This is a genomic window from Moorena bouillonii PNG, assembly GCF_001942495.1.
In the GTDB taxonomy this organism is placed as follows: Bacteria; Cyanobacteriota; Cyanobacteriia; order Cyanobacteriales; family Coleofasciculaceae; genus Moorena; species Moorena bouillonii.
This window is the reverse complement of record NZ_MKZS01000001.1, coordinates 417,277-442,903: the sequence shown is the minus strand read 5'-3', so window position 1 is coordinate 442,903 and position 25,627 is coordinate 417,277. Positions and strand designations below refer to the sequence as shown.

Genomic DNA, 25,627 nt, shown 5'->3' with positions numbered 1-25,627 from the left:
TAAATACTGAGATGAACCCCGTTAAAGCAAAAGTCTTTTTATTGACCGTTTAGTGTTGACCGTTGACTTTTGACCTTGGCCAAAAGGCCACGCTACGCGAACAAGCAACCTTTAACATTCAACTTTAAAAATTAAACCTATTTTTGCTCAACTGCTTCAGTCGCTGCCGCAGTTGTTTAATATTAGGTCTGTGATCTCCATAACGCCAACGGATATAAGCATGGGAAATCTGCTCAATGACCTCAGCGGATGCTTGAGGCTGGTCTTGACCTATACAGCTAGCGTACTCTAGGGGAGTTTGAGTCGGATGTTTGACATACCCTTTGGTTGCTAAAATCTTGATCATTTGCTGGTAAATCTGTTCCATTGGTGGCAATGTTGCCAACCAGAAACGATAGCGCCACTTTTTCCACTGATGCCAACCTAGCCAGCTCAGAAAACCAAATGCGATCGCTAATATCAAGCCGCTCAACATACCTAACCAACCACTAGATACCATCTTCCACAATCCAACAAATACTCGGATAATGCTACCAATAGTGAAATGCCATAGGTTGCTCAGTAAACCAGTGATTGGTGAGGGGAGCCAACCTGCTACCCACTGCCAAAACTGGCGCAAGACACTAAAAGTTTGATATTGCTCGACGGAGGGGGGCAGCAATTCATGACCTGGGATGGGGTCAAAGGCAAACCAACCGTATTTAGGGAAATAAACCTCAGTCATGGCATAGGCATCAGTATTCCGGACGATGTAAAACCCGGTAAAGGGGTTAAATTCGCCAGTGCCAAATCCAGCCACTAATCGGGCTGGGATGCCTATGGAACGGAGCATAATCGTGAGGGTGGTGGAGAAGTGGTCAGGATAACCACCTTGATACTTGAAGAGAAAGGCTTCCACCAAATCTTGATTTTCTTCTAAAAAAGGGAATTGTGAGGGGTCTTGGGGGAGGCGATAACGCTGCTTAACCGCCTGGGCTAGATACAAGGCTTTTTCATAGGAAGAGGTTATAGGTTTCTCTGAAGTGGCTAGGAGTTCTTCAGTACGTTGCCTGACCCTCACTGCAATTTGGGGGGGAATATCCAGATAGTAGTTTTGAATCGACTTGGGGTAGTTATCCCCAGCTTGCTGCAACTTAGTGCGATCGCGAAATGGAACTTCTGATATTACGGTATAGGTCAGTCCTTCTAATAAACCTAAAGGCGATCGCAAACTGCCTTCTGGTCCAATACCGATTTCCCGCGACGGAAAGAACAATTCCTTCGGATAGGCCAAAGCGGGAATCAGATTCGGCAGTTCTGATACAGCTGTGTAGGTTTGAATTACCTTTTTGGTTTGACCTGTGATCAAGGCAGGTAAGAGTTGGAAGCGATAGGACCAGCTTGGTCGAGTTATTTTCTGGACTTGATTATCCCGAGAAATTTCCCAACCCTGACCCGTGTAGTGGTCAAACGCTAGCACTCGCCAAAATCCCGGTGCTTGAGAACGCACCCGCATCACTACCTTAGGTTTCAGTTCTCCCCGCAGATTCTGGTTAATCTTGCTATTAAAGCCATAGTAAAATGTCTGATCCAACTCACCAGCACCCGTAGCGTTTTGAGAGCCACCACTACCATTTTCCCCTTGCTGTTTCCCTTCGCTCACATAGCCAGGGTTAACAATTAACCTATTTTGTGAATCAAATCTCCGGTTTGCCATTTCCCCAGGAGCACTGACGGGATACATCTGGATTTGATAGCCAGGGAAACGAGGCATCAGAGCAAAAATGGTTAACCCTAGCGCTATAATTACACCAATAAATAAAATGAGACGCTTTAGGGGTATGGGTGAGTAGTTGGGAGTAAAACCGTATAATTTTTTACTTTTTTTAGCCGTAGATATACCCAAGCGTGACTGGTAATCCAGGACAAGAACCGGTAATGCGATCGCTAAAAATACTAACAACAGAGGGGCAAACGCCAGAGTCTGACTCACAGTACCAGCGACCCCCAACAGGATTAGCCCAATTACCATCGAATAGCCCAAATCCTTGCGGCGGGGCAAGTCAAAGCTATGGAGAATCTGCAGCTGAACTAACAACTGAGCTAGAGCCAAGCGGGTATCATTGAGCTGACTGAACACATTGCCCAAAAAGGCTCCCAATGCCAGCAACATCCCCAATGCCAGCAAGAATTTCAGAGCAATGTTACGTTGGCGACGACGATACCAACTCCAGGTTGCTCCCACAATACTTAAGGGTACTGCCCAAAGACTCCAGAAGGTAGATGCGGCCACATCAACAGCCACAATTCCTACTACTACCAGTGCCTGCACCAACACCCTTAACGAAATCGACTCCTCTGTAGGAGGCAATGGCTTGGCCTCAAGACGCTGCCAAAACTGACTCACCATGGTAGATGCGCTCCGAGGTTATATGTCAAGCTTGGAATGTTATTCGCGTAGCGTGGCCTTTTGGCCAAGGTTGGAATGTTGAACGCGCACGCGTGGCCTTTTGGCCAAGGTTGGAATGTTAAAGGTTGGAATGTTTAAGGTTGGAATGTTAAAGGTTGGAATGTTTAAGGCTATAACTTGCAACCCGTTAACCTGCAACCTGTTAACCTGCAACCTGTTAACCTGAAACCTGTTAACCTGCAACCTGTTAACCTGCAACCTACTAACCTGTTAACCTGCAACCTGTTAACCTGCAAGTATTCTGACTAATTTGTCGGGCAGATTGCAAAGGTCAAAGGTTTCTGTTCTCCATGATCGAAGCGAATCTCGATAGAACAAATCTGATTGGGTTGTAAATCATAGGATTCTACACTCAGGTAACCTGGATAGGTACGTTCTGCTTTTGCCGAGGCTTGAGGTGTACCTAGAGTCAAGCTACCACCTCTAGGCAAACGAGTGCTGACCCGTAGCTGAGACACACCATCTTCTTGATGATATTCTGCTCGCAGAGTTACTAAACCAGCACTAGTCTCCCACTGGCGCTCCACAGGAGTTTGATTTGGTGAAACTGGAATGGTGAGGGTGGTAAGAATTTCCTTAGCTGCTAACAGAGCCAAGACCATCTTTTGCTCATTGTTAGCTTCTTCGTAAGGTAGGGATTGCAGTTGTTCTTCTGGAGAACGGGTAGGTGTCATCAAGATCCTGCCACTCCAGGAGTTAAGGGCATAGAATTCGTCAGGAAACAGCTTTTGAACTGCCCTAACCAGTTTAGCTCCTAGCTGATACTGGGAAGACACTGCCTCAGAGCAGGCTTCTAGTAATTGAGATAAAACGTTTTCTGGTATAGCAGTAGGTATTGCCAAGTTAGACAACTGTGGCATCCAAAACCTAACTCCGGAAACCCAAGACTCTGCTATTGCGTCAACAATATCAGTTTCATAGTCTGAAAGTTCTGTCTCCCAAGGAAACAGAGGTGGGTTAAGTTCAATTTGAGCTTGTAGTTTGCGCTTCAATAGCGTCTGGAAACGAGTTTGCACGGTTGACATCTCTCCCAAGTTGTAGCGGCGGATTTCACCGCCTAGTGTAAGGTCATCATGGGTGATCGATTCTGGTGGATTCACCCACATGCGGTCTAAAGCCGCTTCGCCATTGTGATTAGGGACAATGTTCAAGTTTTCCAAGTCCAGTGATTCTGATAAATCCAGGGGATATACATCAAAGTCAAAATCCGCTGCTGTCGTCTCACCCAGAGGTACAGTATCGTTTACTTGACCGCTTGATGGTATTGAAGCAGCGGGACGGGACTCTTTTAGCCAAGTCATTAAGCGGCTATAGAAAGCGTCCATGTTGTTATCTATGTCACTATTCATCTTTAGATCTACCGGATCCGGATACTGAACTATTACGAATATCCCAGGCAATTTCGAGCAACTTAAACCATCGCTTCTGTGCCTGGTTTAGTGTACAACCCAAGGTCTTAGAAATTTGTTCATTGGAGTAACCTTGTTGTTTGAGTTTAAGTAATTCTGACTGTTGGGAGCTCAGTTTTGCTTGAAATCGTTGCCATTCTTTTGGTGTTAGCCCCAGATTTCGATCCAAATCTGCTCCCAGCCACTGATGTACCAATTCCCAGCGGTGAGACAGAGCAAACCGAATCAGATGATACTTAAACCGTTGTTGTAAATAGTCCCGCTGTCTGGGATTGATGCCTAAAATCTCCTCAATTTCCCTGGTTGGCAGGTCTTTGAGCCGCAGAGTAAAGTAATCCGCACAATCCTGTTGCTGGCGTTCTTTGAGATAGGCGAATAATTCTTTGATTACAGTTTCCCGCAGGCTGGAGTCTAGGGGTTCAGAGTCTGATAATACCATTGCCTCCCGCACCTGCTGGATCGCCGCATCATTCCAAGTCGCATCTGACTCCTGTGCTGCTCCTTCCGCTGCTGTATCCATATCCACAGAGGTTTCTGGAGGTTGCTGTTGGGAAAAGGTTTGAGCACGTAGAATGACCAACTGTTGGGAACGGCGACCGGGTAAAGGAATACGTCGTTTACCATAGCGCTCTGTAAACGCCATATATTCTGATAGTTCCAGGAGACTGCGGGGACGATAGGTTTCCTCCAGGGAGGTTTCCCGCCGAAAGGCATTTAAGGCTTCGGCATAGAATCCCTGTAAGAAATCTTCAATCATATTCAGCCGCGCCTGGTAACTGGTCGGCGTTTGATGGGGTGTAATGTAGCGGTAGATAATCGCACTAAGAGTACTCTGTAGTTCTACCCTTCCTTGGAGCGACCCCAGTTTGTAGTAATGACAAACTTGCTTGAGACGATGGTTAGCTAGGTTTTGAGCCCAGCTGTCCACATCCCCAGAGTTTTGAATCCGATTACTTTCATTGCAAATACGATTAACTTCATCAGCGATACGTCTTGCTACGTCCTGGCAGTTTTGCTTAGAAGCACGAGTGGACTGCCGGAGTTCTTTATACAGCAGTTCAAATAGTCCTTCCACGCCCAGGCAGACTTCCCTCATCATGATTTTCATTCAATAACGACCCTAACATACACGTACTCTCGACAAATTTGATTTAGGTTTAGACTATGTGCAGCCAAATTCCTCACCCTATAGCTCCTATGGAATTAGACGAACAAATTAACAATTTGATTGATAATGCCCCACAAGATGGAACGACGCCTCAAGCGATTGAAGCGATCGCTCCAGTACTCAAACTTCTGGCGGAACAACTAAACCATCTGGAATATTACATTCTCCAAAATCTTGACCAAGGTTGGGTGTTGACGACACTGAGTAATCGTGCTAACCCTGATCTGGAGAAAAATGTTATTTATGCTTTTCCGACTGTTCAAGATGCTGCCAATTTTCATTCTGATTGGGATCCTCAACTTATGGCGTGCGGGGTGCCAGTCACTCACATTTTGTTTCAGATGTTGGCAATCGACACCGTCACTAGTACTGTTTTCTTTGATACACCTGGTAATTTAGCGGTTGGTTCAGAGGTCTCTCGAGAGGACCTACGAAATTTAATACAAGCTCAACTACAGCAAATCCGGTCAGCACCCAAGTCAGATTCTAACAATCTACCTCCTGACATTGCTTAAGTATGGCAACGAGCGCGAGCAGACAATGACTGGATGAGGAGATCATCGGATGAGGGGATGGCACCGATGATCGGATCACAAAAGCAAGACTATTGAATCACTCATTATTACCATCGCTCCTAATCAGATCATCAATTACTCTGTCTGATCTAGGGACTTTTCATGTATTCAATATAGTTATTCCCTGCCATCACGACCTCTGTCCATCTCCCCATCGGTGAATAAGGTATCTGTAAACGCAACTTGGTATTAATTTGCCACTTGCTATAATAGTGCGGCTAAAATTGCGGTTAAGCCCCCAATATGCCTCGCAATAAAACTATGGTAGCTTCTAAAACTGGCTTCCCTGATACGGAAAATCACTGGGCAAAGCCATTTATTGAAGGTTTAGCAAATCAGGGAATGATTAGCGGTTTTCCTGATGGCAGATTCCGACCTAATCTACCCATGAATCGATCTCAGTTTGCTGCCATATTAAAAAACGCTTTTTCCCAACCCGAAAAACAACGATCTGCTCCGAAGTTTATTGATGTATCACAGAAACACTGGGCTTTGGAGGCGATTCAATATGCTTACGAAACTGGCTTTATGTCGGGTTATCCTGGTAATCGCTTCCGCCCAGACACTAATCTGGTTCGAGTGGAAGCCTTGGTAGCGATCGCAGCTGGGTTGAACCTTCCCTTGAGTGAGATATCGGATGTAAATATAGCGCTACCTCAACTCTATCAAGATGTGGATAAAATTCCTGGTTATGCCCGAGACAGGATAGCTACTGCTACGGATGCTAACATAATCGTCAATTATCCCAATCCCAACCGACTGCGACCCACTCAAGTGGCAACTCGTGCTGATGTGTCAGGGTTTATCTATCAAGCTTTGGCGTATTTGGGTCAGTTGCCAGACCTAAACTCAAAATACACGGTTGCTTTCCAAACCACTAGGGAGGTTAGCCATCAGCGAGAGTTTCGGGGAGTTTGGGTTGCCAGTGTCTGGAACATTGACTGGCCCTCTCAAAAGGGTCTAGCAGCAGAAAAACAGCAAGAGGAACTAATCGAGATTATTGACCGGATTGAGGAACTTAACCTCAATGCTATGTTTTTCCAGGTACGACCGACCGGAGATGCCTTATATGCCTCAGAATTAGAACCTTGGAGTGAATGGCTAACAGGTACCCAAGGGCAAGCACCAGAACCGTTTTATGACCCGCTGGAGTTTGCGATCGCAGAATGTCACAAGCGCAATATTGAACTACATGCCTGGTTTAACCCGTTCCGCGCTGCAACAGGATCACAAGTTTCTACAAAAGTCAAGCCTCACATCAGCGTTACCCATTCAAACTATGTTTATCAACACGGTAAACAATTGTGGATGGATCCAGGAGTAAAAACGGTTCAGGACTGGACTTATAACGTGATTCTGGATGTAGTCGGTCGTTATGATGTAGATGGGATTCATCTGGATGACTATTTCTATCCTTATCCTATCAAAGATCAAGATTTTCCTGATCAAAAAACCTATGAAGCTTATCAGGAAGCTGGGGGTGAACTGAGTTTGGGTGATTGGCGCAGGGACAATGTGAATAAGATGGTTGAGCGTCTCTACACTGGCATTAAAGCTACTAAGCCAAAAGTTAAATTTGGGATTAGTCCCTTTGGAATTTATCGTCCTGGACAACCTGCTCAAATTAAGGGATTAGATCAATATGAAGCTATCTATGCTGACCCGAAAAAATGGTTAGAAGAAGGCTGGGTGGATTATATGGCTCCTCAACTTTACTGGCGCATTGAGCCTCCTGCCCAAAGTTATCCGGTTTTACTCCAATGGTGGACAGAAAATAATCCTAAAAATCGACACATTTATTCTGGGAATAGACTCAGTAAGTTAGATGGAGAAGAATGGCCGATTTCTGAGTATGAAGAACAAGTTGAAATTAGCCGCGATCTAGTGTCTCAACTCTCCCTAGGAAATATTTTCTATAGCATGAAAGTATTCACAGAAAATCGTTTAGAGGTGGTTGACCAGTTCAAAAGCTCTATTTATTCTGAACCTGCTGTTGTTCCTACTATGGAGTGGTTAAAGACTGAGCCACCTAAGACACCAGGTAATGTTAGAGCAAGAGATGGTAAGCTAAGTTGGCAGAAAGTTTGTGATGGAGAAATTTGTTATTGGACCCTTTATCGACAACAAGATGGGGTTTGGAGGTTGTACAAAATTCTGAATTCAGCCACCCTGGAGATAGCGCTAGAGTCGGGAATCTATGCCTTGTCAGCAGTGGATAGGATTGGGAATGAAAGTTTAGGAGTTGTTGTATCGTTGGGTTAAAGGTTGTTCGCCCTTGGCATCCCTATTAGGGTAGGGTCAATGGTTAAAGCAGATGTTGGCTAAACTCATCTAAAGAAGTAGCTGTTAATGCTGTTGCCATCAAGTTGTCCAGTTGTTGGAGATCTAAACCTTGGATTTTACCAGATATCTCTGAAGGAATCGTTCCAAATCGTAGTTGGAGTATTCGCTCCAAGTTAGCACGACGTTCTTGTTGAATGCCTTCTAATATCCCCTGTTGTCTGCCCTGTTTTATTCCCTCTTCTCTGCCTCTTAATTCTCCGACTGCCTCTGCCCCTTCCAGCATACTAATTTCATACCGTTTATCTTCCAGATATTTCTGATAGGCTGCTTTTTCTGTATTCGGTAGACTCTCAATCCTCAGGTTTTCCTTGGCTTGGGCTAATCCTCTGGCTTGGAAGTCTTCCTTGATTTCACTATTTTTAAGAAAATATATCCATTCATCCAAACTGTTTTTAGTCACATCATTAAACTGTTTCACTCTCAAGATGTAATATTCGGGAAATATCTGGTACACCTGCTCAATTTTGAACAACTCCTTCTGGAGATTTGATGGCTCTAGTCTGTCCTGGATATGACGTCCTATAAAATCTAACTTTCCCTGATATATGTAATCTTCTCCTTGGCCGAGGGGAAAGTAAACTATATTAATGGAGTAGACCTTTTTGACTTTACTATAAGGCTCTCCTTTATCTAGATATTCGGTAATCAGAGTCGAAACTCCAAATAACATCCGCTGAAAGTAATCATTTTCCGAACTATTTTGCACCTCTACTAGCAATAACTCCCCAGCACTATTGAGAGCTAAAATATCTACCCGGTTTAGTTTATTGTCTTGTGTCTGAGGATTACTTTCGCTTTCTAATATCGATTCAATGGTAATCGCTTCCCCGAGTAATTCGCTGATAAAGCCTTCGAGGACAACATAATTAGCTTTATCCCGCAATTGTTTTTTGATCGCCCAGTCAAAGCGTATGTGTGTTGCTGCCATGATTAGTCTTGCTATCTACAAGCACTATGCCATTTCGACTTAATTTCATTATACTGGATCAGTGGCTCAGTCCTGAGCAATGGTCTTTAGACAAACCTAGCCAAGAGGGATTAAACTGAAACAATAAGCAATAAGCGAATTTTGTCCATTTTAGTTGGTTACCGTGAGAGAGATTTTCAAGGTTATTCTTCCTCAACTGCGTCAGCACTTCGAGAAAATTTACAACGATATGAGGGGATTGGGGTCTCGTCAACATTGGGACTCTACCCTCCGATTCATAATGCGAACGCATTACACAAATCAGCAATGACTACTGATTAATGACTAATCAAGGGCTCACCACTGACAGCTTAGAGCTGAAGGCTTACCTGATCAGTTTTTTTACCTTGCGATATCCTTTTAAAATAACTATACTTAATCTATTATATAACATTTAATAATTAGTTTTTCCTAATTCTAATTTAGGAGAGTCTAATCTAGGGGAGTAATATTAATGAACAATCAAATTATTGATCAAGTATTGTACAACCACAAAGTGGCTATTGATGACCTATTACAAGATTTGCAGAAATTTGCTAGTCAAATCAATAAACCAGAATTACAGTCAAAAATTAGGACGATCCAAAAAAATAGTAATGAACCGTTTTTATTAGTTATTGTTGGAGAAGTCAAAGCTGGAAAAAGTAGCTTTATTAATGCCCTAATTCAAGAAAAAATTTGCAAAACTGATGTTGAGCCCTGTACAGATATTATTCAACAAATTGTTTATTCAGAGGAGCAGTTTGAAAAGGAGATTAGCCCAACGTTACGGAAAATTGGTTTACCCATTGACATCTTGAAAACGTTATCAATTGTCGATACTCCCGGAACGAATACGATTCTGGACAACCACCAAGAGATTACTGAAAACTATATTCCTAACAGTGATTTAGTGTTTTTTGTATTTTTCGCTAAGAATCCCTATCATAAAACAGCTTGGGAACTCCTGGATTATGTTAGTGAGCAATGGCGTAAAAAAGTAGTCTTTATACTTCAACAGTCTGATTTAACTAAACCAGAAGAATTAAGCCGAAATACTCAGAGAGTTAAAGACTATGCTAGTCAACGACATATTGAGTCTCCTATAGTTTTTGCGACATCAGCGGAATTAGAAAACAATGGGAATGAAGAGGGGAGTGGGTTTAGGGAAGTGAGAGGATTTATCAATGATATGGTTACCGGTGGGGAAACTTATAAAATTAAACTTAAATCAATTAGCGATCGCACTCAAAATGTGATTGATGAATTAGACGATGAATTAAAATCTATCCAACGGCAACTAGAGCTGGATAAATCATCAGTAGAACGAATCAAAACTAAACTAGCTGTCGGTGAAAAAAAGTCTCAAGATGAGATTACTAAACTGGTGGATAAGTTAGCCGCCAACTATGATCGAGTTGCTGAGCAAATAAAATCGGATTTTAGCGCTGGTTTCACCTTTCCTAAACTAATCAATAAGTCCGTTGTTGGTACCGTTGATAAAAATGCCTCAATTCAAGCCTGGATCGATCAGATCAAGGCCAAGTATGAACCAGAGCTACAAGTTTCCTTAGAAGAAACCTTAAAAGAGGGGACACACCATTTTTTAGGGGATATTAAAAACCTAATTGATTCGTTAATACAAGATTTGAATACTATCGATAATTATTCAAGTAATAGCAATCTATCTATCCGAGTTATGGAGCGCCGTCATGAGGTGTTTGAAGACGTTAAGCAAAAAGCGTCTAAGCTCCTTGAAGATGCTGAGTTTATCAATACCTTAAAATCTAACGCTAGTGGAGTCGCTACCAATATATTAGGTGGAGCGGCGGTGACAGTAATTGCTGGCCTATTTATGGCGATAACGGAGATAGTAATATTGGATCTTATCGGTGCTGCGTTTGCCGGAGTTGGGATTTTATTTTCCGGGGGAGCGCTTTATCTTAAACGAAAAATGATAATTAGCAAGATTAGCAAAAAATTAGACAGTGATAAAACTAAGTTAATATCAGATATTAAAGAGCCACTTAACTTAAAATGTACTCTGATATATGAAGAAATGAAAAGAGTATTTGGAGATTTAGACGATTATGTTGAAAAGGAAGAAGAAGGACTAGAACCAATCCTTAAGGACTATAGAACAATCCAGAGCAAGGCTAAGGATTTATTAGTCATTAGTTAATGGCCGATGAATCTGTTCACCATTGCTGCCACAATCATGGTTATTGAGGCCAACATCTAGAGATTATGATGCCCTGAATAGCTTCAACTGGTAGCTGTATGCTAGCTGTACTGGTAGCTGTACTGGTAGCTGTACTGATATCTCAATCATTCCCAAAATCTGCTAAACCCCATCAGGGATCACTTTGGCTGTGGGCGTTCTAGCAGCTTTAGGTATAAAACTCCTATCAAATGTGATAGTATAACCTTGACAGTATTTTTTCTTTACTGTAAGCCTAACTTGGTCAACTTAGACCAGACATAGCCATATAATAAGGTATTTTTGACTCTAACTCAGGAGTCCCAGGAGGGATATGAGCAGCACAGATAGCAATAAAGACAAGGAACTCCAATTCACTGCTAAAGGAACTGGACCCTCAGGATACATCGATAGGAAACAGCTGAGCATAAAGCCATTACCCCAAAATCGCCCTATTGCTACAAATGTTAGTGAAGGGACAGATGAACTTATGGGCTATCTTGACTAACTAGTTGTCAGGTAAACGAGTGCTTCCGGGTGTGGTTATGTCGGTCGTATTTGCAGTGTCATCTTTAACACTTCACCCGGAGTGAGGCTGTGCTAGCGCCATACTAACGTTCTAAAACCCCTCAGCATAACGCTTCAACTCCCATGCCATTCGTTTAAGACCTCGTAACTCATCCTCTCGGATAAACGGTAAAAACACCCTAGACAATATACCTGAATAAGAGTGTTTGTGGATGTATTTGGTACGACCCACTCCTATTTCTTGCAAATCAAATACACATTCACTACGAAAGCCAGGAATAGAAGAGACCCAACTTAGACACACACCAGGATGAACTTGTGTCACCAATGGCTCAAATTCTGTCTCTTCTTCATTGGGAAGCCGTCGCAGGGACAGAAATACTTCTTTCCCCTGCTCAAACCGTAAAGTTGAGTCACAATCAAACAGAAATGTGTTCCAGTACTTCCACTGCTGTTTATGGAACAAAATTTGCCAAACCTTCTGCCTTGGGACATTGATATCAATGTCAGTATAGAGACTTGTCATGTTACGAAATAGCAGTTTTTACTGGCTTCAAGTACTGTTATTTTAGATCATGGGAAATGGTAAATGATAGAAGGCTACACCACACAAAAGAATAATACGGATGCAGGCATGACTTAATCCATCCCCTTTATGCCTTTGTAACATTATTAGTAATCAGTATTTTAACTTGTGCCTTGACTAGTGACATGTCTACTGGTTCCTTTGAAAAAAACAGTTTGGATTGGCAGTTGCAGCTGCTGCAACGACAATTCGGGGAGTGGTGGGAGCTGACAATGTCTCAGGTGCCTCTTGACCAAGCCCAAGGCTCACTGCCATCTTGGTTACTGTCTCCTATGCTAGCCCGGGGGATTAGGATAACGTTTTGGTTACTTGTTGCTGTAATCCTAAGCTGGCTAGGGGTGCGGCTGTTGAGAGGATTACATCCTTATATTAGTTATTATTACCAGCAACTGACTCAAGCTGCAAACAGAGTGACAAAACGACCAGTTCCAGAATTATCAGTGGTCAATTGGTGGGAGCGATCGCAAAACTATCAGCAGCAGGGTAACTACACTGAAGCCTGTCGTTGCTTGTATATGGGGATGTTGCAGCAATTACACGATAGTGGCATTGCCCCTCGCCATCCCAGTCGCACGGATGGAGAATATCTACAACTTATCCAGGAATTACCGCAACCTAAACCATACCAAATCTTACTGATCACCCACCAGCAGTTATGTTTTAGTAACGCCGAAGTCTCTAGTCAAGTTTTTGAACGGTGCAAGGAGGCTTATCAGCAGATAAAGGTTTAAGTATGTTCGCGTAGCGTGGCCTTTTGGCCAAGGATGTTCGCGTAGCGTGGCCTTTTGGCCAAGGATGAAGGATGAAATTTCCTAGGCGTCGCTTAGGAGTAATGATTGCGATGTGCTTCGCACACGCTCGCGCGAACGCAATCGCGGTACTAATGATCATTACCCTGGTAGCTGCTCCAGCTAATAATAAAATCAATAGCGGTTCTACTTACAGCCGCGCTCCCTATGGCTATGGCGCTTGGTACGCTTACATGGCAAAACGGGGAACTCCTGTACAGCGTTGGCAAAAACCCTTTGAGGATTTAGCGAATCAGACCGATGCTAAAGGTTCGGTTACCTTATTGCGTGTCACTAGTTGGTTGACAGTAGATGCTATTTATGGTAAAGAGCGAGAATGGATTAAACAGGGCAATACGATGGTGATTTTGGGAGTCAAGCAGCCGGTGACAGACGCTGCTTTTAGTACTATCCAAGAGGCTTCAACAGGAAAGGTTAAGGTTAACACCAGGCGGCGATACAAGGGTAATCAGGGGAAGAAAATTTTAAGCGATCGCTTTGGTGCTGTGGTTTGGGAAAAGCCTATTGGTGATGGTAGAGTTATCTTTGCCACTACATCCGATCTTGCTGCCAATGCCTATCAGGACTTTCCGGCTAACTATGAATTATTAGCGCAACTGGTTACTCCCTTGAAAGCAGAGGGGAATTTAACTAACCAAAATCCGGTTTGGGTGGATGAATACCTCCACGGTTACAAAGATGTGGATGTGATCAAGCGAGAGGTAGGTGAGACTCTATTCAGTTATTTAGCGAAAACCCCTCTGTTGCCAGCCTTTATCCAAGGATTAATCATTCTTCTGGTTGCCATCTGGGCTCTGAATCGCCGCTTTGGACAACCATTGACCTTATCTGAACCAGTCGTGGATAACAGCGAAGCCTACATCCGAGCATTAGCAGGTGTTTTGCAAAAAGCAGGCAGCAGTGAGTTTGTGTTGGAAGTTGTGGGAAAAGACGAACAACTGCAACTGCAAAAAGCACTAGGATTAGGGCAAACTCTGCTGGAGGAGCAAGCTCTAATTGATGCTTGGGTTGAGCAAACTGGACGTCCAGCTACAGAACTGAAACAATTGCTGGAAATTCAATCTAGTAAACGTCGTATTAGGGAGTCAGACTTACTAAAATGGCTGGGAAAATGGCAGAAAATTCGTCTTGATTGATGCGATGATCACAACTGCCCGATTGTTTAAACTACCGGATATCAAACTAACTAATCCCAACCGCAATCAACCAGAGTTTACCCATGCTATTGTGGTACCACGAAAACTGTGCCACAGGATAGCTAATCAACCCCAATGACCAATGATATCCCTGTCTTGAACCGCCTCAAGCAAACCCTTGGCAAAATAATTGTCGGTCAATCGACCCTAGTCGAACAGTTACTCGTAGCGTTGCTTAGTGGTGGACACGTGATTATTGAGGGGGTACCAGGAACCGGTAAAACCTTGCTTGTCAAAGTTTTAGCAAGGCTAATCCAAGCTGAATTTCGGCGGATTCAGTTAACCCCAGATATTCTACCATCGGATATTTTAGGAACCAATATCTTTGATCTGAATACCCGTAACTTTACCCTCAAAAAAGGACCAGTCTTTACTGAGATTTTGCTAGCTGATGAAATTAACCGCACCCCACCCAAAACCCAAGCAGCGCTGCTAGAGGCAATGGAAGAGCAGCAAGTCACTTTGGACGGGGAAACCTTGCCTCTATCTGAATTATTTTGGGTGATTGCTACCCAAAACTCTCTAGAATTTGAAGGCACCTATCCCCTACCAGAAGCTCAGTTAGACCGATTTTTATTCAAGTTGGTAGTGGATTACCCAGATGCGGCGGCAGAAAAGCAAATGTTGCTTAATACTGAGAAAGGATTTCGTGGACGCCGTTTGGATTTAGAACGTCTGAAACCTCTAGCAACTGTAGAACAAATTTTTAGTGCTCGTCAAGAGGTTAAAGCTGTCCAAGTAGACGAGAAGGTGCTGGATTATTTGCTAGCCTTAGTTCAGCAAACCAGGCAAAATCCTGATTTAGCCTTGGGAGCCTCCCCGAGAGCTGCTGTAGCTTGGTTACAAACCAGTAAAGCCCAAGCTGTGTTATCAGGACGGGATTATGTGACACCGGATGATGTAAAAGCGATCGCACTCCCTCTACTCCGTCACCGTCTGATTCTGAAACCAGAGGTGCAGTTAGATGGGTTACAGATCGATGGCGTAATAGCTTCATTACTCAAGCAAGTTCCAGTGCCTAGGTGAGTGGCTCAGCACTCAGCACTCGAAAAAAATTATGATTCCCTCACAACGAACGTATTTACTGTTAATACTAGGTATTGCGATCGCATTATTACTCGCTACTGTTTTTAATCAACAAATCAGTCTAATTAGTACTCTTGTCTTTGATGGCATTGTCCTTGGTTTAGCCTTATGGGATGGAAAACGGGTCAAACCTAACCGAGTGAAGGTAACCCGCACGCCTTTACAACGGTTATCGATTGGGCGAGATAATCTGATTGTGCTGTCAGTGGAATCTACAAATCAGGTTGCTCGAATTCTGATTAAGGACTACTATCCATTAGAGTTAGCTGTTTCCACCCCAACGATCACTGCTACCCTTGACCGGAATAGTAACAAGGAACTAACCTATACAGTTCATCCAGCCAAGCGAGGCCAGTTTCACTGGGGAGATATTCACGTGCGCCAGTTGAGTCCTTGGGGCTTGGTGTGGGATGATTGGAAAATCCCAGGGAGTCAGAACGTAGCAGTTTATCCAGACTTAGTCAGTTTGCGATCGCTTTCTATTCGCCTGACCCTGGAAAATACTGGTACCATGCGCCGTTCCCGAAACTTGGGTGCTGGCACAGAATTTGCTGAACTGCGGGAGTATGGCATTGGTGATGACACTCGCCTGATTGATTGGAAAGCCACCGCTCGCCGCTCTCGCCCTTTAGTCAGGGTGCTGGAACCGGAAAAAGAGCAGACTTTGATTATATTACTAGACCGGGGACGGTTGATGACCGCACAGGTACTTCAACTGAAGCGGTTTGATTGGGGATTGAATAGTACTCTGGCTCTAGCATTAGCTGGGTTACATCGGGGCGATCGCGTGGGCGTGGGTGTCTTTGAGCGAGACATCACGACCTGGATTCCACCAGAACGGGGTCAACATCAACTATCGAAACTCATAGAACGTCTTACTCCGATTCAGCCAGTATTATTAGAACCAGACTATTTTGGTGCTGTTACAAAACTGGTGAATCAGCAAACTCGTCGTGCTTTAGTCGTAATGATTACAGACATCGTGGATGTTACTGCTTCCGCTGAATTGCTAGCAGCCCTAGAACGCCTCACCCCTCGCTACTTACCTTTTTGTGTCACTCTTCGAGACCCCCTTGTTGACCAATTGGCGCACACTCCCCCTAATACCCCTCAGTTAGGGAAAATTCCCAGTCAAGACCAGCTTTGGCACAGCGGATACCAGGCGCAGGCGAAAAAAAGAATGAGTGTTGATCTTAACCCTGACCCGGGGCAAGCCGCTTATACCCGTGCTGTCGCTCTGGATTTAATTGCCCAGCGCCAAGTTGCCTTTGCCCGGTTGAAGCAAAAAGGAGTTCTGGTCTTGGATGCACCAGCGAATCAGATTAGTCAGCAACTGGTTGAGAGCTACTTACGAGTCAAAGCTCGGAATCTACTCTGAAGCATCCTCAAGTTTCTGGCGACTACAATATATAACCAAAAGGCTAAACAGTCCGATTCCAACCAAATACTTGAGGAATGATGGCACTAAGGGACTCGGAGAGAAAAACCCTTCAATAATACCAGCAATAATCAACATCGGCACAATCCCAAACATCAACTGAGCCGCTTGGGAGCCATAAAATTTTAATGCATCTACCCGGCGATATTGGCCTGGAAACAGAATTGCTCTAGCGATGAGTAAACCGGCTCCACCAGCAAAGAAGATAGCGGGTAATTCCAGGGAACCATGGGGAAACACAAATGCCCAGAAGGGATAAGCTAAGTTATTTTGACCCACTAAGGTGCCAATGGCACCAATCAGTATTCCGTTGAATGCCATGACATATAGGGTAAAGGCACCGCAGGTAATCCCACCAGCCACTGCCCGAAAGCATACCGATAGATTGTTAATCATAATGCCACTGGACGCTAAGGGTTTCATGCCCAAAATCGAACCCATCCACAATTGCTGGCGATCGCGTACTTGTTCAATTAACTGTTCCGGAACCACCAGGGACATAAACACTGGATCTTGCCAAGCCAACCACCAGGAAATTAAGGCTCCGAGGAGAAACACTGCGGTTGCGATCGCAATATAACTCCACGTCTGTTGCACTACAGCAGGGAAACCCCAGCGACAAAACTCCCCTAAGCCTTGCCAGTCTTGACGGCGAGAACCTTGATAAATCTGGTTATAGCCCCGAGAGGTCAGTCGTTGTAAATCCTTGACCAGGGTATTGCCTACTTGGTTAGTTCTAGCACGGGCTAAATCCGCTGAGACGGAGCGATACAAACTAGCGAGTTCCTTGATTTGGGATGCTGGTAAAGACTTGATTCCTCGTTTCTCCACTTGTTGCAGGAGAGTATCCAACTGTTTCCAATTTGCTTCCCGCCGCCCAATCCAACGTTTAATATTCATAAAGTTTTCGGGGTAATTTTCGTAAACCTCGCTTAAGATAGCGTTAAAACTTGTCTTGCCATCAATAGCCCCATCGACCCATGTCTTATGAGCCTAGTCCCAGCCAATCTTTAGGACCACTCAGTATTGGTAATGTTGTTAATGTCGGTCTGCGCATCTACCGCGATCATTTTAAGTTATATTATCGTCTAGCTTTTATCGGTTATCTATGGCTATTAGTTCCCATATATGGCTGGGCTAAGTTTTGTGCCATGTTTGGGCTAATTTCACGTCTAGCGTTTAAGGAAATCATTGAACGTCCAGAAACAGTGAATGAGGCTCGCCGCCATGTAAATCCTCGGATGTGGAGTTTTTTCAGAGCAGGCATCCTAGTATCCTTAATAACTTTTCTAGTATCCTTGATAACTCTTGGAGCAGCAATCCTAGTAGTATTTATCATTTCTTTTGTTATTGGTATCTTGATCGGAGTCCTTGGTTTAATTTTCGGCAATAGCATTACTCTTTTAGATAATCTCAATACTCTCCCTGAGAATAGTATTGCTATGACTATCATAGGACTTCTGGTTGTGATTATTTTGATGATTGTTTTTTTCTTTGGATTGAGCTGGTTTATATCTCGCTTCTTAATTTATGAAATACCGCTTGCTATAGAAGAAAATTCTATCGGTGCCAGGGCAGCAATTGGTCGCAGCTGGAAATTAACTCAGGGATTTATATTACGTATTCAAGGGATAGTAGTTGTTGGGTTTTTAATATCACTACCAATTTCGATTGCTGTACAGATAGCTACATTCAGCATACAAACTATTTTATCTCTTTTGTTTCCTCAAGAATCAGCAATTTTTGCCTGGCTGTATTTAGTGCTAGTTTTTGGGTTGAGCTTTGCTAGTGGTGCGTTGTTAGTTCCCTTCTGGCAAGCCATTAAATCAGTGATATACTACGATCTATGTAGTCGTAAAGAAGGCATAGATTTGCAGCTATGGGGAAGCTAAAATCAACACCGACTAATTTTTTTAATCGAGTCACTATACAAACCCCAGAAAGTGTTGAATTAGAATTAACGTTAGCAGGGATTGGCAGTCGAGCTTATGCCTTGTTAATTGATTATATTGTCTTAGGATTAATTTTAGTAGTATTTTTAATTGCTTGGGGCTTTTTATCTTCCCAACTGCTGGACCTATTAGACTATTTTTTTGGTATTAATGAGTTAAGGCTTTGGCTAGTAGCCATTTATCTATTTATTACCTTTTCAATTTACATCGGTTATTTTGTTTTGTTTGAAACCCTATGGCAGGGACAAACACCAGGTAAGCGCTATGGCAAAATTCGTGTTATTCGTGATGATGCTAGACCAGTGAGACTACAGCAAGCTACCCTACGTGCTTTGCTCAGACCTGTTGATGATTTATGGTTCCTGGGAGTATTTTTAATTATCTTTAGCAAGCGAGAGAAACGGTTGGGAGATTGGTTAGCAGGAACCCTGGTAGTCCAAGAAGAGCAGCCTATTGCTTCTGCTAGCTTCAAGATCTCCGATCAGGCTCAAGCCTTAGCGAATCAGCTCCAAACCGAGGCAGATTTGTCCCCCTTGCAGCCAGAAGACTTTGCTATGATTCGAGAGTATTTGCAGCGGCGCGAGGCAATGACATTTCAGGCAAAAGCTAAGTTAAGCGGACAACTGGCTGATCAGGTTAAAGACATGATTGCCTTGGAAAAGGTACCCTCAGGTGTCACGGCTAACTTGTTTCTGGAGGCTGTGTACCTTGCCTATCAGCAGTTATCATCCCAGGATTACTGACCCACGTACCCTTGCGCTAGCTTGAGCTATGGGTTGCTTATCCGGCAACAAAATACCCTATGGACTCAACAGTGAAGACGGATGACTCCCTAAAATCCGGTTTTTTACCAGATTTTAGGCTTGTAAGGCTAAATTAATGTCGCTACTATTGTACTTGAATACTTATACTAGCTTCTCATCCGGCTTTTGCCGTTAGTTGCTCATGGACATTCAGCTGATTAATATTGGTTTTGGTAACATTGTTTCAGCAAACCGAGTTGTAGCAATTGTTTCTCCAGAGTCTGCTCCTATCAAGCGGATCATTACTGAGGCAAAAGAGCGTGGATATCTCATTGATGCAACCTACGGGCGTCGCACCAGAGCGGTAATTGTGACCGATTCCAGCCATGTCATCCTCTCGGCAATTCAGCCAGAAACTGTTGCCCATCGCTTCGTAATCAATAAAGATAGTCACAATGGTAACCATTAAGCTTTAAGCTTAACTAGACTCAACATGGAAGCAGGAAGACTCATTGTATTGACTGGTCCTTCTGGTGTTGGTAAAGGAACCTTGCTACGGCAGCTCCTGAAGCGACACCCGGAACTTGATCTTTCGGTTTCAGCAACCACCAGGCAACCTCGTCCTGGGGAGGTGCATGGGAAACACTATTACTTTGTCACTCGTGACCAGTTTGAAGAAATGATCATAGGGGGTGAGCTTTTAGAGTGGGCTGAGTACGCTGGTAATTACTACGGTACACCTAGTTTGCCAGTCAAGCAGCTTCTTGATAAGGGTAGGTCTGTTATTTTAGAAATAGAATTGGTTGGGGCAAGGAAAATCAATAAAACCTTTCCCTCTGCTCTCCGTATTTTTGTACTACCCCCCAGTCTAGATGAATTAGAGCAGCGGATTCGGTTGAGGGGTAAGGATAGTGAAGAAGTAATCGCCCAACGCCTTTCTATTGCCAAAGCCGAAATTGAAGCTGCTGATGAATTTGATGTGACTATTGTTAATAAAGACTTCAAAGAAGCTCTACAAAGCTTGGAAGCAGTTATCTTTCCATCTTAATACTAAGTATTACACACAAAGGTAATATTAGATCTGGTAGCTTCGTTATTGACCCTGGTATCGATAACTGGTTGAGATGTGTCAGCTTAGAATCCCCTGTCGGTCAGCCTCCTGAGAGTTCAACTAGTAGAGATAACACGTAGTATAGATAACAAGCTACCGGATAATAGTTAAAACCCTGGTTAATACTTGCTGAATACTGGTCACTAATGACTAATGACAACATCTAACCAAGACACGGAAACCCCTAAGAGTACTCAAGCGCTACCTTCCCCCTGGCGCTGCCTTACGGGAGCATTGATTTCTGGAGGATTGACGAGCGCTATTTATTTTCTAACTGCCTCCATTGCTACAACCTTTGCTAATAAACCCCTCACCTCTAACTCTCAGACAGCCCTCAAAATTGCGATCGCAGTTCGGACGCTGGTCGTGGGAGTCAGTACCCTAGCCACGTTTATCTTTGGTATTACTACCCTTGGTTTGGTAGCTTTGGCAATTCAACAACTCTACCGAACTAAGTTCCGACCTCTACCGCCCAAGTGATGCTCGGAAGGTAAATTTAATTTTCTTACCCCTACTCTGTACTCCCTACTCCCTACTCCCTACTCCCTACTCCCTAAAACCCTGGAGGAGGGACTTCACCCATTGAGAACTGCTATATCAACAATTCACCATCTCGGCTTGTAAACCATCAATATCAAACAACTCTGGGGAAAACTCTCCACAAACCGTGTAGACAATCGCACGCACTAGGGCTTCAGCCTTGAGTAGGGTTTCTTCAAATTCCAGCTGGGGATTCGATAAGGCAATCAGAGCACCACCGATACCAATCGATACCTGATTGGGAGTAATCTCAGCAGTTCGGATCACAATGTTAAGGTCTGCAGCACCGTTGAGTGCGAGAAACCCGATCGCTCCGGAATAGATTCCCCTGGCCTGAAGTTCCAATCGATCAATAATCTCCATGGTTGAGATCTTAGGAGCACCAGTCATCGATCCTCCAGGAAATGTGGCACGGATACAGTCCCCCACCCGTACATCTGGACGCAAACGACCCCGAATTGTACTCACTAGTTGATGAACTGTGGCATAGGTTTCCACATCCATTAACTTAGGGACATGGACACTGCCAATTTCGCAAACCCTGCCCAAATCGTTCCTAAGTAAGTCTACAATCATTATGTTTTCACAACGGTTTTTTTCCTGAGTGCGTAACGCCTCGCACAGCAGTCGGTCTTCTTCTTCTGTTTGGCCTCGTGCAGCAGTTCCTTTGATGGGTTTAGATTCCACCCAACCTGAGGGGTCAATTTTCAGGAATCGTTCTGGGGATGAACAAGCCACTGCTAGCTCGCCAAATCTTAGGAAGGCAGAGTAGGGTGCAGGATTGAGTTGGCGCAACCTTCGGTAAAATGCCAAGGGTTCTAGTTCGATAGAAGCATAAATTTTGTTAGTCAAGCAAATTTCGTAGCTTTCTCCAGCTTTAATCTGATCCAGACTTTCTTGAATATCTTCCAGATATCTCTGGTAGGAACGACTCAATCGAAAGCTAACTTTTCGATGAGTATAGTCTAACTCAATGGGGGGCAGAGGAGGTAGATTACAAAGCTGTTTTTCAATATCTTCAAACCAAGCATTTGTTTGCTGAGTTTCTCCTTTTTTAGTTAGACACAACAGATAGGTTACTTGCTCTTGATGGTCAAAAGCAATAATTCTGTCTGCTAAGAGAAACATCGCATCTGGAAATTGCGATTGATGGACGATATTTCCTCCACATTCTGCTTTTATTTCGTAACCAAAGTAGCCAACAAAACCACAGTTAAAGTCAAAGGGAAGTCCTTCTAAACAGTTGTATCGGCGATCAAGTTCTCTGTGTAGATAGGAGAAGATACTTTCTCTACGATGTGTTATTTTGCCCGAGCAGTTAATGGTGAGTTTTTGGTCAGTAATCGAGTATTGTACTAGCAGGCTGTTTGGTCCTGTACCATCTCCCATAAAAGAAAAACGAGATAGACCAGGTTCTACGCGAGAGCTGTCTAGCCAGAATGCTGTCGGTTGTGAGCCAAATAGATGAACAAACACTCGTTCCGAATCAGGGTAGACCGTGAGCTTGCGACTATGAATATTAAAAATCATTTGATGAAACAGCCGTGACAGCTATAGCTGCTCTACCTCCTTTAAAATATCGTTAATCTCCTGCCGGAGACTTTGTAAATTATCCTCCAATGAATTACTGGCAGCGAGTTTATGGTCAATTTCCTGCAGTCTCGGCTTCAGAGAGTCAGTGAACTGCTTGAGGCTATTTACCAATTCTTGCTGCAAACCTTGTTTGAGCTTATCGGTATAGTTATTCTGCAACTCACGCAAGGTTTCATCAAGCTGTTGGGTTGCCTTATCACGCTGCTTAGGAACCGCATTGAAGCTAAACATGGTCAACATCAGAGCTAGTACAAAAGCTGACAGATCAAATAGTGCAGCGGTGGCTACTACATGCCCCCCAATTCCTGTTGCTGCGGCAGCTGTTCCCAAGGTCAAAAAGTTGTTGAGTCCCTTTTCTGACGCTACCTTAAGATTGTCAGAGATAGCAGTGGTATCAATTTTACCACTATTAAGTTCGGGAACCTGAAATGAGTCTTCTGAGAGGGTGGCTGCTACTTGTAAATCTTCCCTAGCTTCGCGAATAATTTGTTCTCGATATTTCACAAGGGTTGATGCTGCTTCGTTAACAATATCCTCCATCTGTTGCTCAAGTTTTACCTCCTTGATCGCCCTAGCTACTTTTTCTTCCAGGAGATCGTCTTCCCTAATAATACGTTTTTTTAATAGGCTAATGAATGCGAAATTATCCTGAATTACCTTATGTAATTGTTGAATTAGATTGGTAAACAGGTCACGAATTTTTTCTCTAAAGACACCAAAAATAAGGTCATATTGCTCAATGCGCTCATTGATTCGCAACAGGGATCGGTCAAAAATCGTTTTTTCGGCAATGATTTTCTCCCGTGCCTGATAGTTCTTTTTCTCTAACTGCTCTAGGTAAACTAATAAAGAGTTCTGAGGACCCTGAAGTTTTAGCCGTATTTTTTCAGCTTCTACCAGAAACTCTAGTAAGAAGTCTCGTAGGGTGTCGATGTCTTTACCTGTGCGTGTTGATACTGTAAATAAAGGTGGTACTTCTGTAAAGACATCACGAAGTCCATCTTTGACGTGTGAGATAATCTGTTCACTCTCTTGTGGGGTGATCAGATCCACTTTATTAATAATAACGATTACTTTACGTACCCAGATCTTACTGACTAACGAGAGAAAGTCCAGCTCTGATTTAGTCAGAGGTCGTTCCACTGAGGTAACAAACAGGATGATATCAGCATGCTGTAGATAATCCTCTGTCAGTGCTTGGTGACGTTCAATGATCGAGTTTGTGCCTGGGCTATCAATAAAGACAATGCCATCAAACCCCTCTGGGTAATAGGGTTGAATCGAGTTTGTGGTCGGAAGTATGCCCACAGCAGCTAGCTCGTCATTACTCAAGCGATTCAGCACACTGGATTTTCCGGCATTAAATTCTCCACAGACAAAGATCGAGAAGGGATTTTCCAGTTGCTGCTTGAGGGCATCAAGATCAGGGCAAGAGACATCGAAAAGCAGCTCTGCTTCGACAAAGAGTAGTTTTACACCTTTGATGGTGTTGAGGCTGCGGTTAAACAGATGCTCTTGTTGAACAGGAAGGGTGACCACGTTACTATGAGCGAAATGAGCGAACAGATCTAATTATATTAGCAAGTATTCGCAAGATAAAGAAGCATAAATCCAAAGCCTACGCTAGTTAACAATAGCCTTCGTGTCACCTTAAGGTCAGTTTCTTGACTGGCGGGATAGATTACCCTCACTTCCGTGATCAGTTTAGCCATGAGGTCACCAAGCTCGATTAAGCAACCATTAACACTTAAAAGTCTGGCTTGCTAGATTAGAAAGTGACAGGCTTGACAGCCTGACTCTTATACTATCTCAGCTCTGACTGGCTTCCTAAGCTTCCTAATAATTATGAAACTCCCAAAAGATCGTATCCCTGAAGACCAAGCCCACCAAGCCTTCGCCCTAGCGGCTCAACTCTATGCTCAGCACAACCAAAGCTATTCTGTAAAGGAGTTGATTGAAGCAGGTAAAGAGGCACAAATTCCCCCAGAATTTATGGAAAAAGCCCTTGCTGAGATTAAAAAGCGAACGCATTCTAAATCCGTAGTCGCCAAACATCATAGTAATGGGTCTGGTCTGATGTTGATTGGTATGGGTACAGTCTTACTCGCTCTTGCGGGTATAGGATGGTTAGCCAGTTTTGTAGAACCTAGACCAGTGGCAGAACCTGAGCGATTGGAAACTGGAGCAGTTGCAGAAGCGGAGCCAATACAGGTAAGTGTGTCTCAAGAGGAACCCACAGCGTTTGCGGATAATATAGGGTCAGGGCATATTAACAAGTGTACACCCCTGATCGAGAAAGACCTCAGGGGTGCTAACCTCAGTGGGGCAGATTGTACGAATGTGGACTTGTCAGGAGTAGATTTGACTAATGCTAACCTGACTGGTGCTAACTTCAGCCGTGCTGATTTAAGTCAGGCTAACTTCAGCAATGCCAATCTCACTGGTGCCGATTTTGCTGGAGCAGATTTAGCCAATGCGGATTTAAGCGGTGCTAACCTGACTGGTGCCAATTTAAGTAATACAGATTTAACAGGAGCTAACTTGACTGGTGCCAATCTCAATGGTACCGATCTGGCCAGGGCAGACTTAGAAAGGTCTGATCTCAGGGATGCTATGACCAATGGTGCTAATTTTGATAACACTAATTTAAATCAGGTAACTATGCCCAACGGCACAATTAACCAATAAAAAACCTACTTATCAGCGTTCTTTGCGTCTTCCTTGACTAGGTCAGCACCGGACAAAGGGGACGCAGTGGACGCGGGAAAATTTTTAACATGGGTAATTCAGAGATATTATTAAAATTGAAAACTGATATAGTTATGATATACTAAACAACTAGTGGCGGCATAGCCAAGTGGTAAGGCAGGGGCCTGCAAAGCCTTTATCCCCAGTTCGAATCTGGGTGCCGCCTTTTTGAAATGGATAATCTCGGGAAAATCTCGGAGATATGGA

General features: G+C 43.7%; 24 protein-coding genes and 1 tRNA gene. 16 read left to right on the top strand and 9 right to left on the bottom strand.

The genetic code is table 11. The features are described 5' to 3' along the window. Window positions 1-124: 124 nt before the first annotated feature. The 4 genes from BJP37_RS01895 to hetZ form a co-directional block, all read right to left on the bottom strand. A complete protein-coding gene (locus tag BJP37_RS01895) occupies window positions 125-2,389 on the bottom strand; it encodes a transglutaminase TgpA family protein (protein ID WP_075896037.1) in 2,265 nt (754 codons plus the stop codon). A gap of 170 nt (window positions 2,390-2,559) precedes the next feature. Next, entirely contained in the window at window positions 2,560-2,670 is a 111-nt protein-coding gene (locus BJP37_RS44495) for a pentapeptide repeat-containing protein (RefSeq protein WP_075896035.1), read from the bottom strand. 24 nt (window positions 2,671-2,694) lie between these two features. Next, window positions 2,695-3,798, bottom strand: coding sequence for a hypothetical protein (locus BJP37_RS01885; RefSeq protein WP_075896033.1), 1,104 nt, complete (start codon window positions 3,796-3,798; stop codon window positions 2,695-2,697). Continuing rightward, window positions 3,791-4,954, bottom strand: a complete 1,164-nt coding sequence (gene hetZ / locus BJP37_RS01880) for a heterocyst differentiation protein HetZ (protein WP_075905673.1) — start codon at window positions 4,952-4,954, stop codon at window positions 3,791-3,793. Before hetZ ends, BJP37_RS01885 begins: the two co-directional genes overlap by 8 nt. Before the next feature lie 101 nt (window positions 4,955-5,055). Here hetZ and BJP37_RS01875 point away from each other — a divergent pair, with 101 nt between their 5' ends. Further along, window positions 5,056-5,541 carry a hypothetical protein gene (locus tag BJP37_RS01875; RefSeq protein WP_070396443.1) on the top strand — a complete coding sequence of 162 codons (486 nt, stop codon included), beginning with the start codon at window positions 5,056-5,058 and terminating at the stop codon, window positions 5,539-5,541. Between the two features lie 321 nt (window positions 5,542-5,862). Continuing rightward, window positions 5,863-7,863 (top strand): glycoside hydrolase family 10-like protein, encoded by a 2,001-nt coding sequence (locus BJP37_RS01870; protein ID WP_075905671.1) that lies wholly within the window; start codon window positions 5,863-5,865, stop codon window positions 7,861-7,863. Between the two features lie 43 nt (window positions 7,864-7,906). Here BJP37_RS01870 and BJP37_RS01865 read toward each other — a convergent pair whose 3' ends face one another. Next, window positions 7,907-8,872 (bottom strand): Rpn family recombination-promoting nuclease/putative transposase, encoded by a 966-nt coding sequence (locus tag BJP37_RS01865; RefSeq protein ID WP_075896031.1) that lies wholly within the window; start codon window positions 8,870-8,872, stop codon window positions 7,907-7,909. Window positions 8,873-9,407: 535 nt separating this feature from the next. On the opposite strand from BJP37_RS01865, the gene BJP37_RS01860 reads away from it, so the two are divergent. Together BJP37_RS01860 and BJP37_RS38195 are read left to right on the top strand one after the other, a co-directional pair. Then, a complete protein-coding gene (locus tag BJP37_RS01860) occupies window positions 9,408-11,072 on the top strand; it encodes a dynamin family protein (RefSeq protein ID WP_214607736.1) in 1,665 nt (554 codons plus the stop codon). A gap of 352 nt (window positions 11,073-11,424) precedes the next feature. After that, a complete protein-coding gene (locus tag BJP37_RS38195; protein ID WP_158069354.1) occupies window positions 11,425-11,598 on the top strand; it encodes a hypothetical protein in 174 nt (57 codons plus the stop codon). Window positions 11,599-11,709: 111 nt separating this feature from the next. Here BJP37_RS38195 and BJP37_RS01855 read toward each other — a convergent pair whose 3' ends face one another. Then, window positions 11,710-12,144 carry an SRPBCC domain-containing protein gene (locus BJP37_RS01855; RefSeq protein WP_075896027.1) on the bottom strand — a complete coding sequence of 145 codons (435 nt, stop codon included), beginning with the start codon at window positions 12,142-12,144 and terminating at the stop codon, window positions 11,710-11,712. Between the two features lie 173 nt (window positions 12,145-12,317). On the opposite strand from BJP37_RS01855, the gene BJP37_RS01850 reads away from it, so the two are divergent. The 5 genes from BJP37_RS01850 to BJP37_RS01835 all read left to right on the top strand — a co-directional run bounded on the left by BJP37_RS01850 (window position 12,318) and on the right by BJP37_RS01835 (window position 16,673). Continuing rightward, window positions 12,318-12,935 carry a DUF4129 domain-containing protein gene (locus BJP37_RS01850; RefSeq protein ID WP_229415160.1) on the top strand — a complete coding sequence of 206 codons (618 nt, stop codon included), beginning with the start codon at window positions 12,318-12,320 and terminating at the stop codon, window positions 12,933-12,935. A gap of 71 nt (window positions 12,936-13,006) precedes the next feature. Further along, window positions 13,007-14,149 carry a DUF4350 domain-containing protein gene (locus tag BJP37_RS01845; protein WP_075896023.1) on the top strand — a complete coding sequence of 381 codons (1,143 nt, stop codon included), beginning with the start codon at window positions 13,007-13,009 and terminating at the stop codon, window positions 14,147-14,149. A gap of 4 nt (window positions 14,150-14,153) precedes the next feature. Continuing rightward, window positions 14,154-14,288 (top strand): hypothetical protein, encoded by a 135-nt coding sequence (locus BJP37_RS43185; RefSeq protein WP_269086933.1) that lies wholly within the window; start codon window positions 14,154-14,156, stop codon window positions 14,286-14,288. After that, entirely contained in the window at window positions 14,285-15,235 is a 951-nt protein-coding gene (locus BJP37_RS01840; protein WP_075896021.1) for an AAA family ATPase, read from the top strand. The genes BJP37_RS43185 and BJP37_RS01840 overlap by 4 nt, the downstream gene beginning before the upstream one ends. Window positions 15,236-15,266: 31 nt before the next feature. Further along, window positions 15,267-16,673 carry a DUF58 domain-containing protein gene (locus BJP37_RS01835; RefSeq protein WP_075896019.1) on the top strand — a complete coding sequence of 469 codons (1,407 nt, stop codon included), beginning with the start codon at window positions 15,267-15,269 and terminating at the stop codon, window positions 16,671-16,673. Here BJP37_RS01835 and BJP37_RS01830 read toward each other — a convergent pair. After that, entirely contained in the window at window positions 16,665-17,633 is a 969-nt protein-coding gene (locus BJP37_RS01830; RefSeq protein WP_075896017.1) for a stage II sporulation protein M, read from the bottom strand. The genes BJP37_RS01835 and BJP37_RS01830 overlap by 9 nt on opposite strands. Before the next feature lie 80 nt (window positions 17,634-17,713). Here BJP37_RS01830 and BJP37_RS01825 point away from each other — a divergent pair, with 80 nt between their 5' ends. The 5 genes from BJP37_RS01825 to BJP37_RS01805 all read left to right on the top strand — a co-directional run bounded on the left by BJP37_RS01825 (window position 17,714) and on the right by BJP37_RS01805 (window position 21,019). Beyond that, window positions 17,714-18,625 (top strand): DUF975 domain-containing protein, encoded by a 912-nt coding sequence (locus BJP37_RS01825; RefSeq protein ID WP_075896015.1) that lies wholly within the window; start codon window positions 17,714-17,716, stop codon window positions 18,623-18,625. Continuing rightward, window positions 18,613-19,428, top strand: a complete 816-nt coding sequence (locus BJP37_RS01820) for an RDD family protein (RefSeq protein WP_075896013.1) — start codon at window positions 18,613-18,615, stop codon at window positions 19,426-19,428. The genes BJP37_RS01825 and BJP37_RS01820 overlap by 13 nt, the downstream gene beginning before the upstream one ends. A gap of 202 nt (window positions 19,429-19,630) precedes the next feature. Then, window positions 19,631-19,897, top strand: coding sequence for an extracellular matrix/biofilm regulator RemA (remA, locus tag BJP37_RS01815; RefSeq protein WP_008191366.1), 267 nt, complete (start codon window positions 19,631-19,633; stop codon window positions 19,895-19,897). A gap of 24 nt (window positions 19,898-19,921) precedes the next feature. Beyond that, a complete protein-coding gene (gene gmk / locus BJP37_RS01810; RefSeq protein WP_075896011.1) occupies window positions 19,922-20,476 on the top strand; it encodes a guanylate kinase in 555 nt (184 codons plus the stop codon). A gap of 216 nt (window positions 20,477-20,692) precedes the next feature. Beyond that, window positions 20,693-21,019, top strand: coding sequence for a DUF3082 domain-containing protein (locus tag BJP37_RS01805; RefSeq protein ID WP_070390873.1), 327 nt, complete (start codon window positions 20,693-20,695; stop codon window positions 21,017-21,019). A 117-nt stretch (window positions 21,020-21,136) separates the two neighbouring features. On the opposite strand, the gene pabB is transcribed toward BJP37_RS01805, so the two are convergent. Both pabB and BJP37_RS01795 read right to left on the bottom strand, forming a co-directional pair. Next, entirely contained in the window at window positions 21,137-22,609 is a 1,473-nt protein-coding gene (gene pabB, locus BJP37_RS01800) for an aminodeoxychorismate synthase component I (RefSeq protein ID WP_075896009.1), read from the bottom strand. A 21-nt stretch (window positions 22,610-22,630) separates the two neighbouring features. Further along, window positions 22,631-24,211 carry a dynamin family protein gene (locus BJP37_RS01795; protein ID WP_075896007.1) on the bottom strand — a complete coding sequence of 527 codons (1,581 nt, stop codon included), beginning with the start codon at window positions 24,209-24,211 and terminating at the stop codon, window positions 22,631-22,633. A 306-nt stretch (window positions 24,212-24,517) separates the two neighbouring features. On the opposite strand from BJP37_RS01795, the gene BJP37_RS01790 reads away from it, so the two are divergent. Then, the gene (locus BJP37_RS01790; RefSeq protein ID WP_075896005.1) at window positions 24,518-25,360 is read left to right on the top strand and encodes a pentapeptide repeat-containing protein; all 843 of its coding nucleotides are present in this window, start codon (window positions 24,518-24,520) and stop codon (window positions 25,358-25,360) included. A 155-nt stretch (window positions 25,361-25,515) separates the two neighbouring features. After that, window positions 25,516-25,586, top strand: a tRNA-Cys gene (locus BJP37_RS01785). Window positions 25,587-25,627: the final 41 nt, after the last annotated feature.

Excerpts from the sequence above, each read along its gene's own strand:
- BJP37_RS01895 (WP_075896037.1), bottom strand. The coding sequence starts at position 2,389 with ATGGTGAGTCAGTTTTGGCAGCGTCTTGAGGCCAAGCCATTGCCTCCT.
- BJP37_RS01885 (WP_075896033.1), bottom strand. The coding sequence starts at position 3,798 with ATGAATAGTGACATAGATAACAACATGGACGCTTTCTATAGCCGCTTA.
- hetZ (WP_075905673.1), bottom strand. The coding sequence starts at position 4,954 with ATGAGGGAAGTCTGCCTGGGCGTGGAAGGACTATTTGAACTGCTGTAT.
- BJP37_RS01875 (WP_070396443.1), top strand. The coding sequence starts at position 5,056 with ATGGAATTAGACGAACAAATTAACAATTTGATTGATAATGCCCCACAA.
- BJP37_RS01870 (WP_075905671.1), top strand. The coding sequence starts at position 5,863 with ATGGTAGCTTCTAAAACTGGCTTCCCTGATACGGAAAATCACTGGGCA.
- BJP37_RS01865 (WP_075896031.1), bottom strand. The coding sequence starts at position 8,872 with ATGGCAGCAACACACATACGCTTTGACTGGGCGATCAAAAAACAATTG.
- BJP37_RS38195 (WP_158069354.1), top strand. The coding sequence starts at position 11,425 with ATGAGCAGCACAGATAGCAATAAAGACAAGGAACTCCAATTCACTGCT.
- BJP37_RS01855 (WP_075896027.1), bottom strand. The coding sequence starts at position 12,144 with ATGACAAGTCTCTATACTGACATTGATATCAATGTCCCAAGGCAGAAG.
- BJP37_RS01845 (WP_075896023.1), top strand. The coding sequence starts at position 13,007 with ATGAAATTTCCTAGGCGTCGCTTAGGAGTAATGATTGCGATGTGCTTC.
- BJP37_RS43185 (WP_269086933.1), top strand. The coding sequence starts at position 14,154 with ATGATCACAACTGCCCGATTGTTTAAACTACCGGATATCAAACTAACT.
- BJP37_RS01840 (WP_075896021.1), top strand. The coding sequence starts at position 14,285 with ATGACCAATGATATCCCTGTCTTGAACCGCCTCAAGCAAACCCTTGGC.
- BJP37_RS01835 (WP_075896019.1), top strand. The coding sequence starts at position 15,267 with ATGATTCCCTCACAACGAACGTATTTACTGTTAATACTAGGTATTGCG.
- BJP37_RS01830 (WP_075896017.1), bottom strand. The coding sequence starts at position 17,633 with ATGAATATTAAACGTTGGATTGGGCGGCGGGAAGCAAATTGGAAACAG.
- BJP37_RS01825 (WP_075896015.1), top strand. The coding sequence starts at position 17,714 with ATGTCTTATGAGCCTAGTCCCAGCCAATCTTTAGGACCACTCAGTATT.
- BJP37_RS01820 (WP_075896013.1), top strand. The coding sequence starts at position 18,613 with ATGGGGAAGCTAAAATCAACACCGACTAATTTTTTTAATCGAGTCACT.
- remA (WP_008191366.1), top strand. The coding sequence starts at position 19,631 with ATGGACATTCAGCTGATTAATATTGGTTTTGGTAACATTGTTTCAGCA.
- gmk (WP_075896011.1), top strand. The coding sequence starts at position 19,922 with ATGGAAGCAGGAAGACTCATTGTATTGACTGGTCCTTCTGGTGTTGGT.
- BJP37_RS01805 (WP_070390873.1), top strand. The coding sequence starts at position 20,693 with ATGACAACATCTAACCAAGACACGGAAACCCCTAAGAGTACTCAAGCG.
- pabB (WP_075896009.1), bottom strand. The coding sequence starts at position 22,609 with ATGATTTTTAATATTCATAGTCGCAAGCTCACGGTCTACCCTGATTCG.
- BJP37_RS01790 (WP_075896005.1), top strand. The coding sequence starts at position 24,518 with ATGAAACTCCCAAAAGATCGTATCCCTGAAGACCAAGCCCACCAAGCC.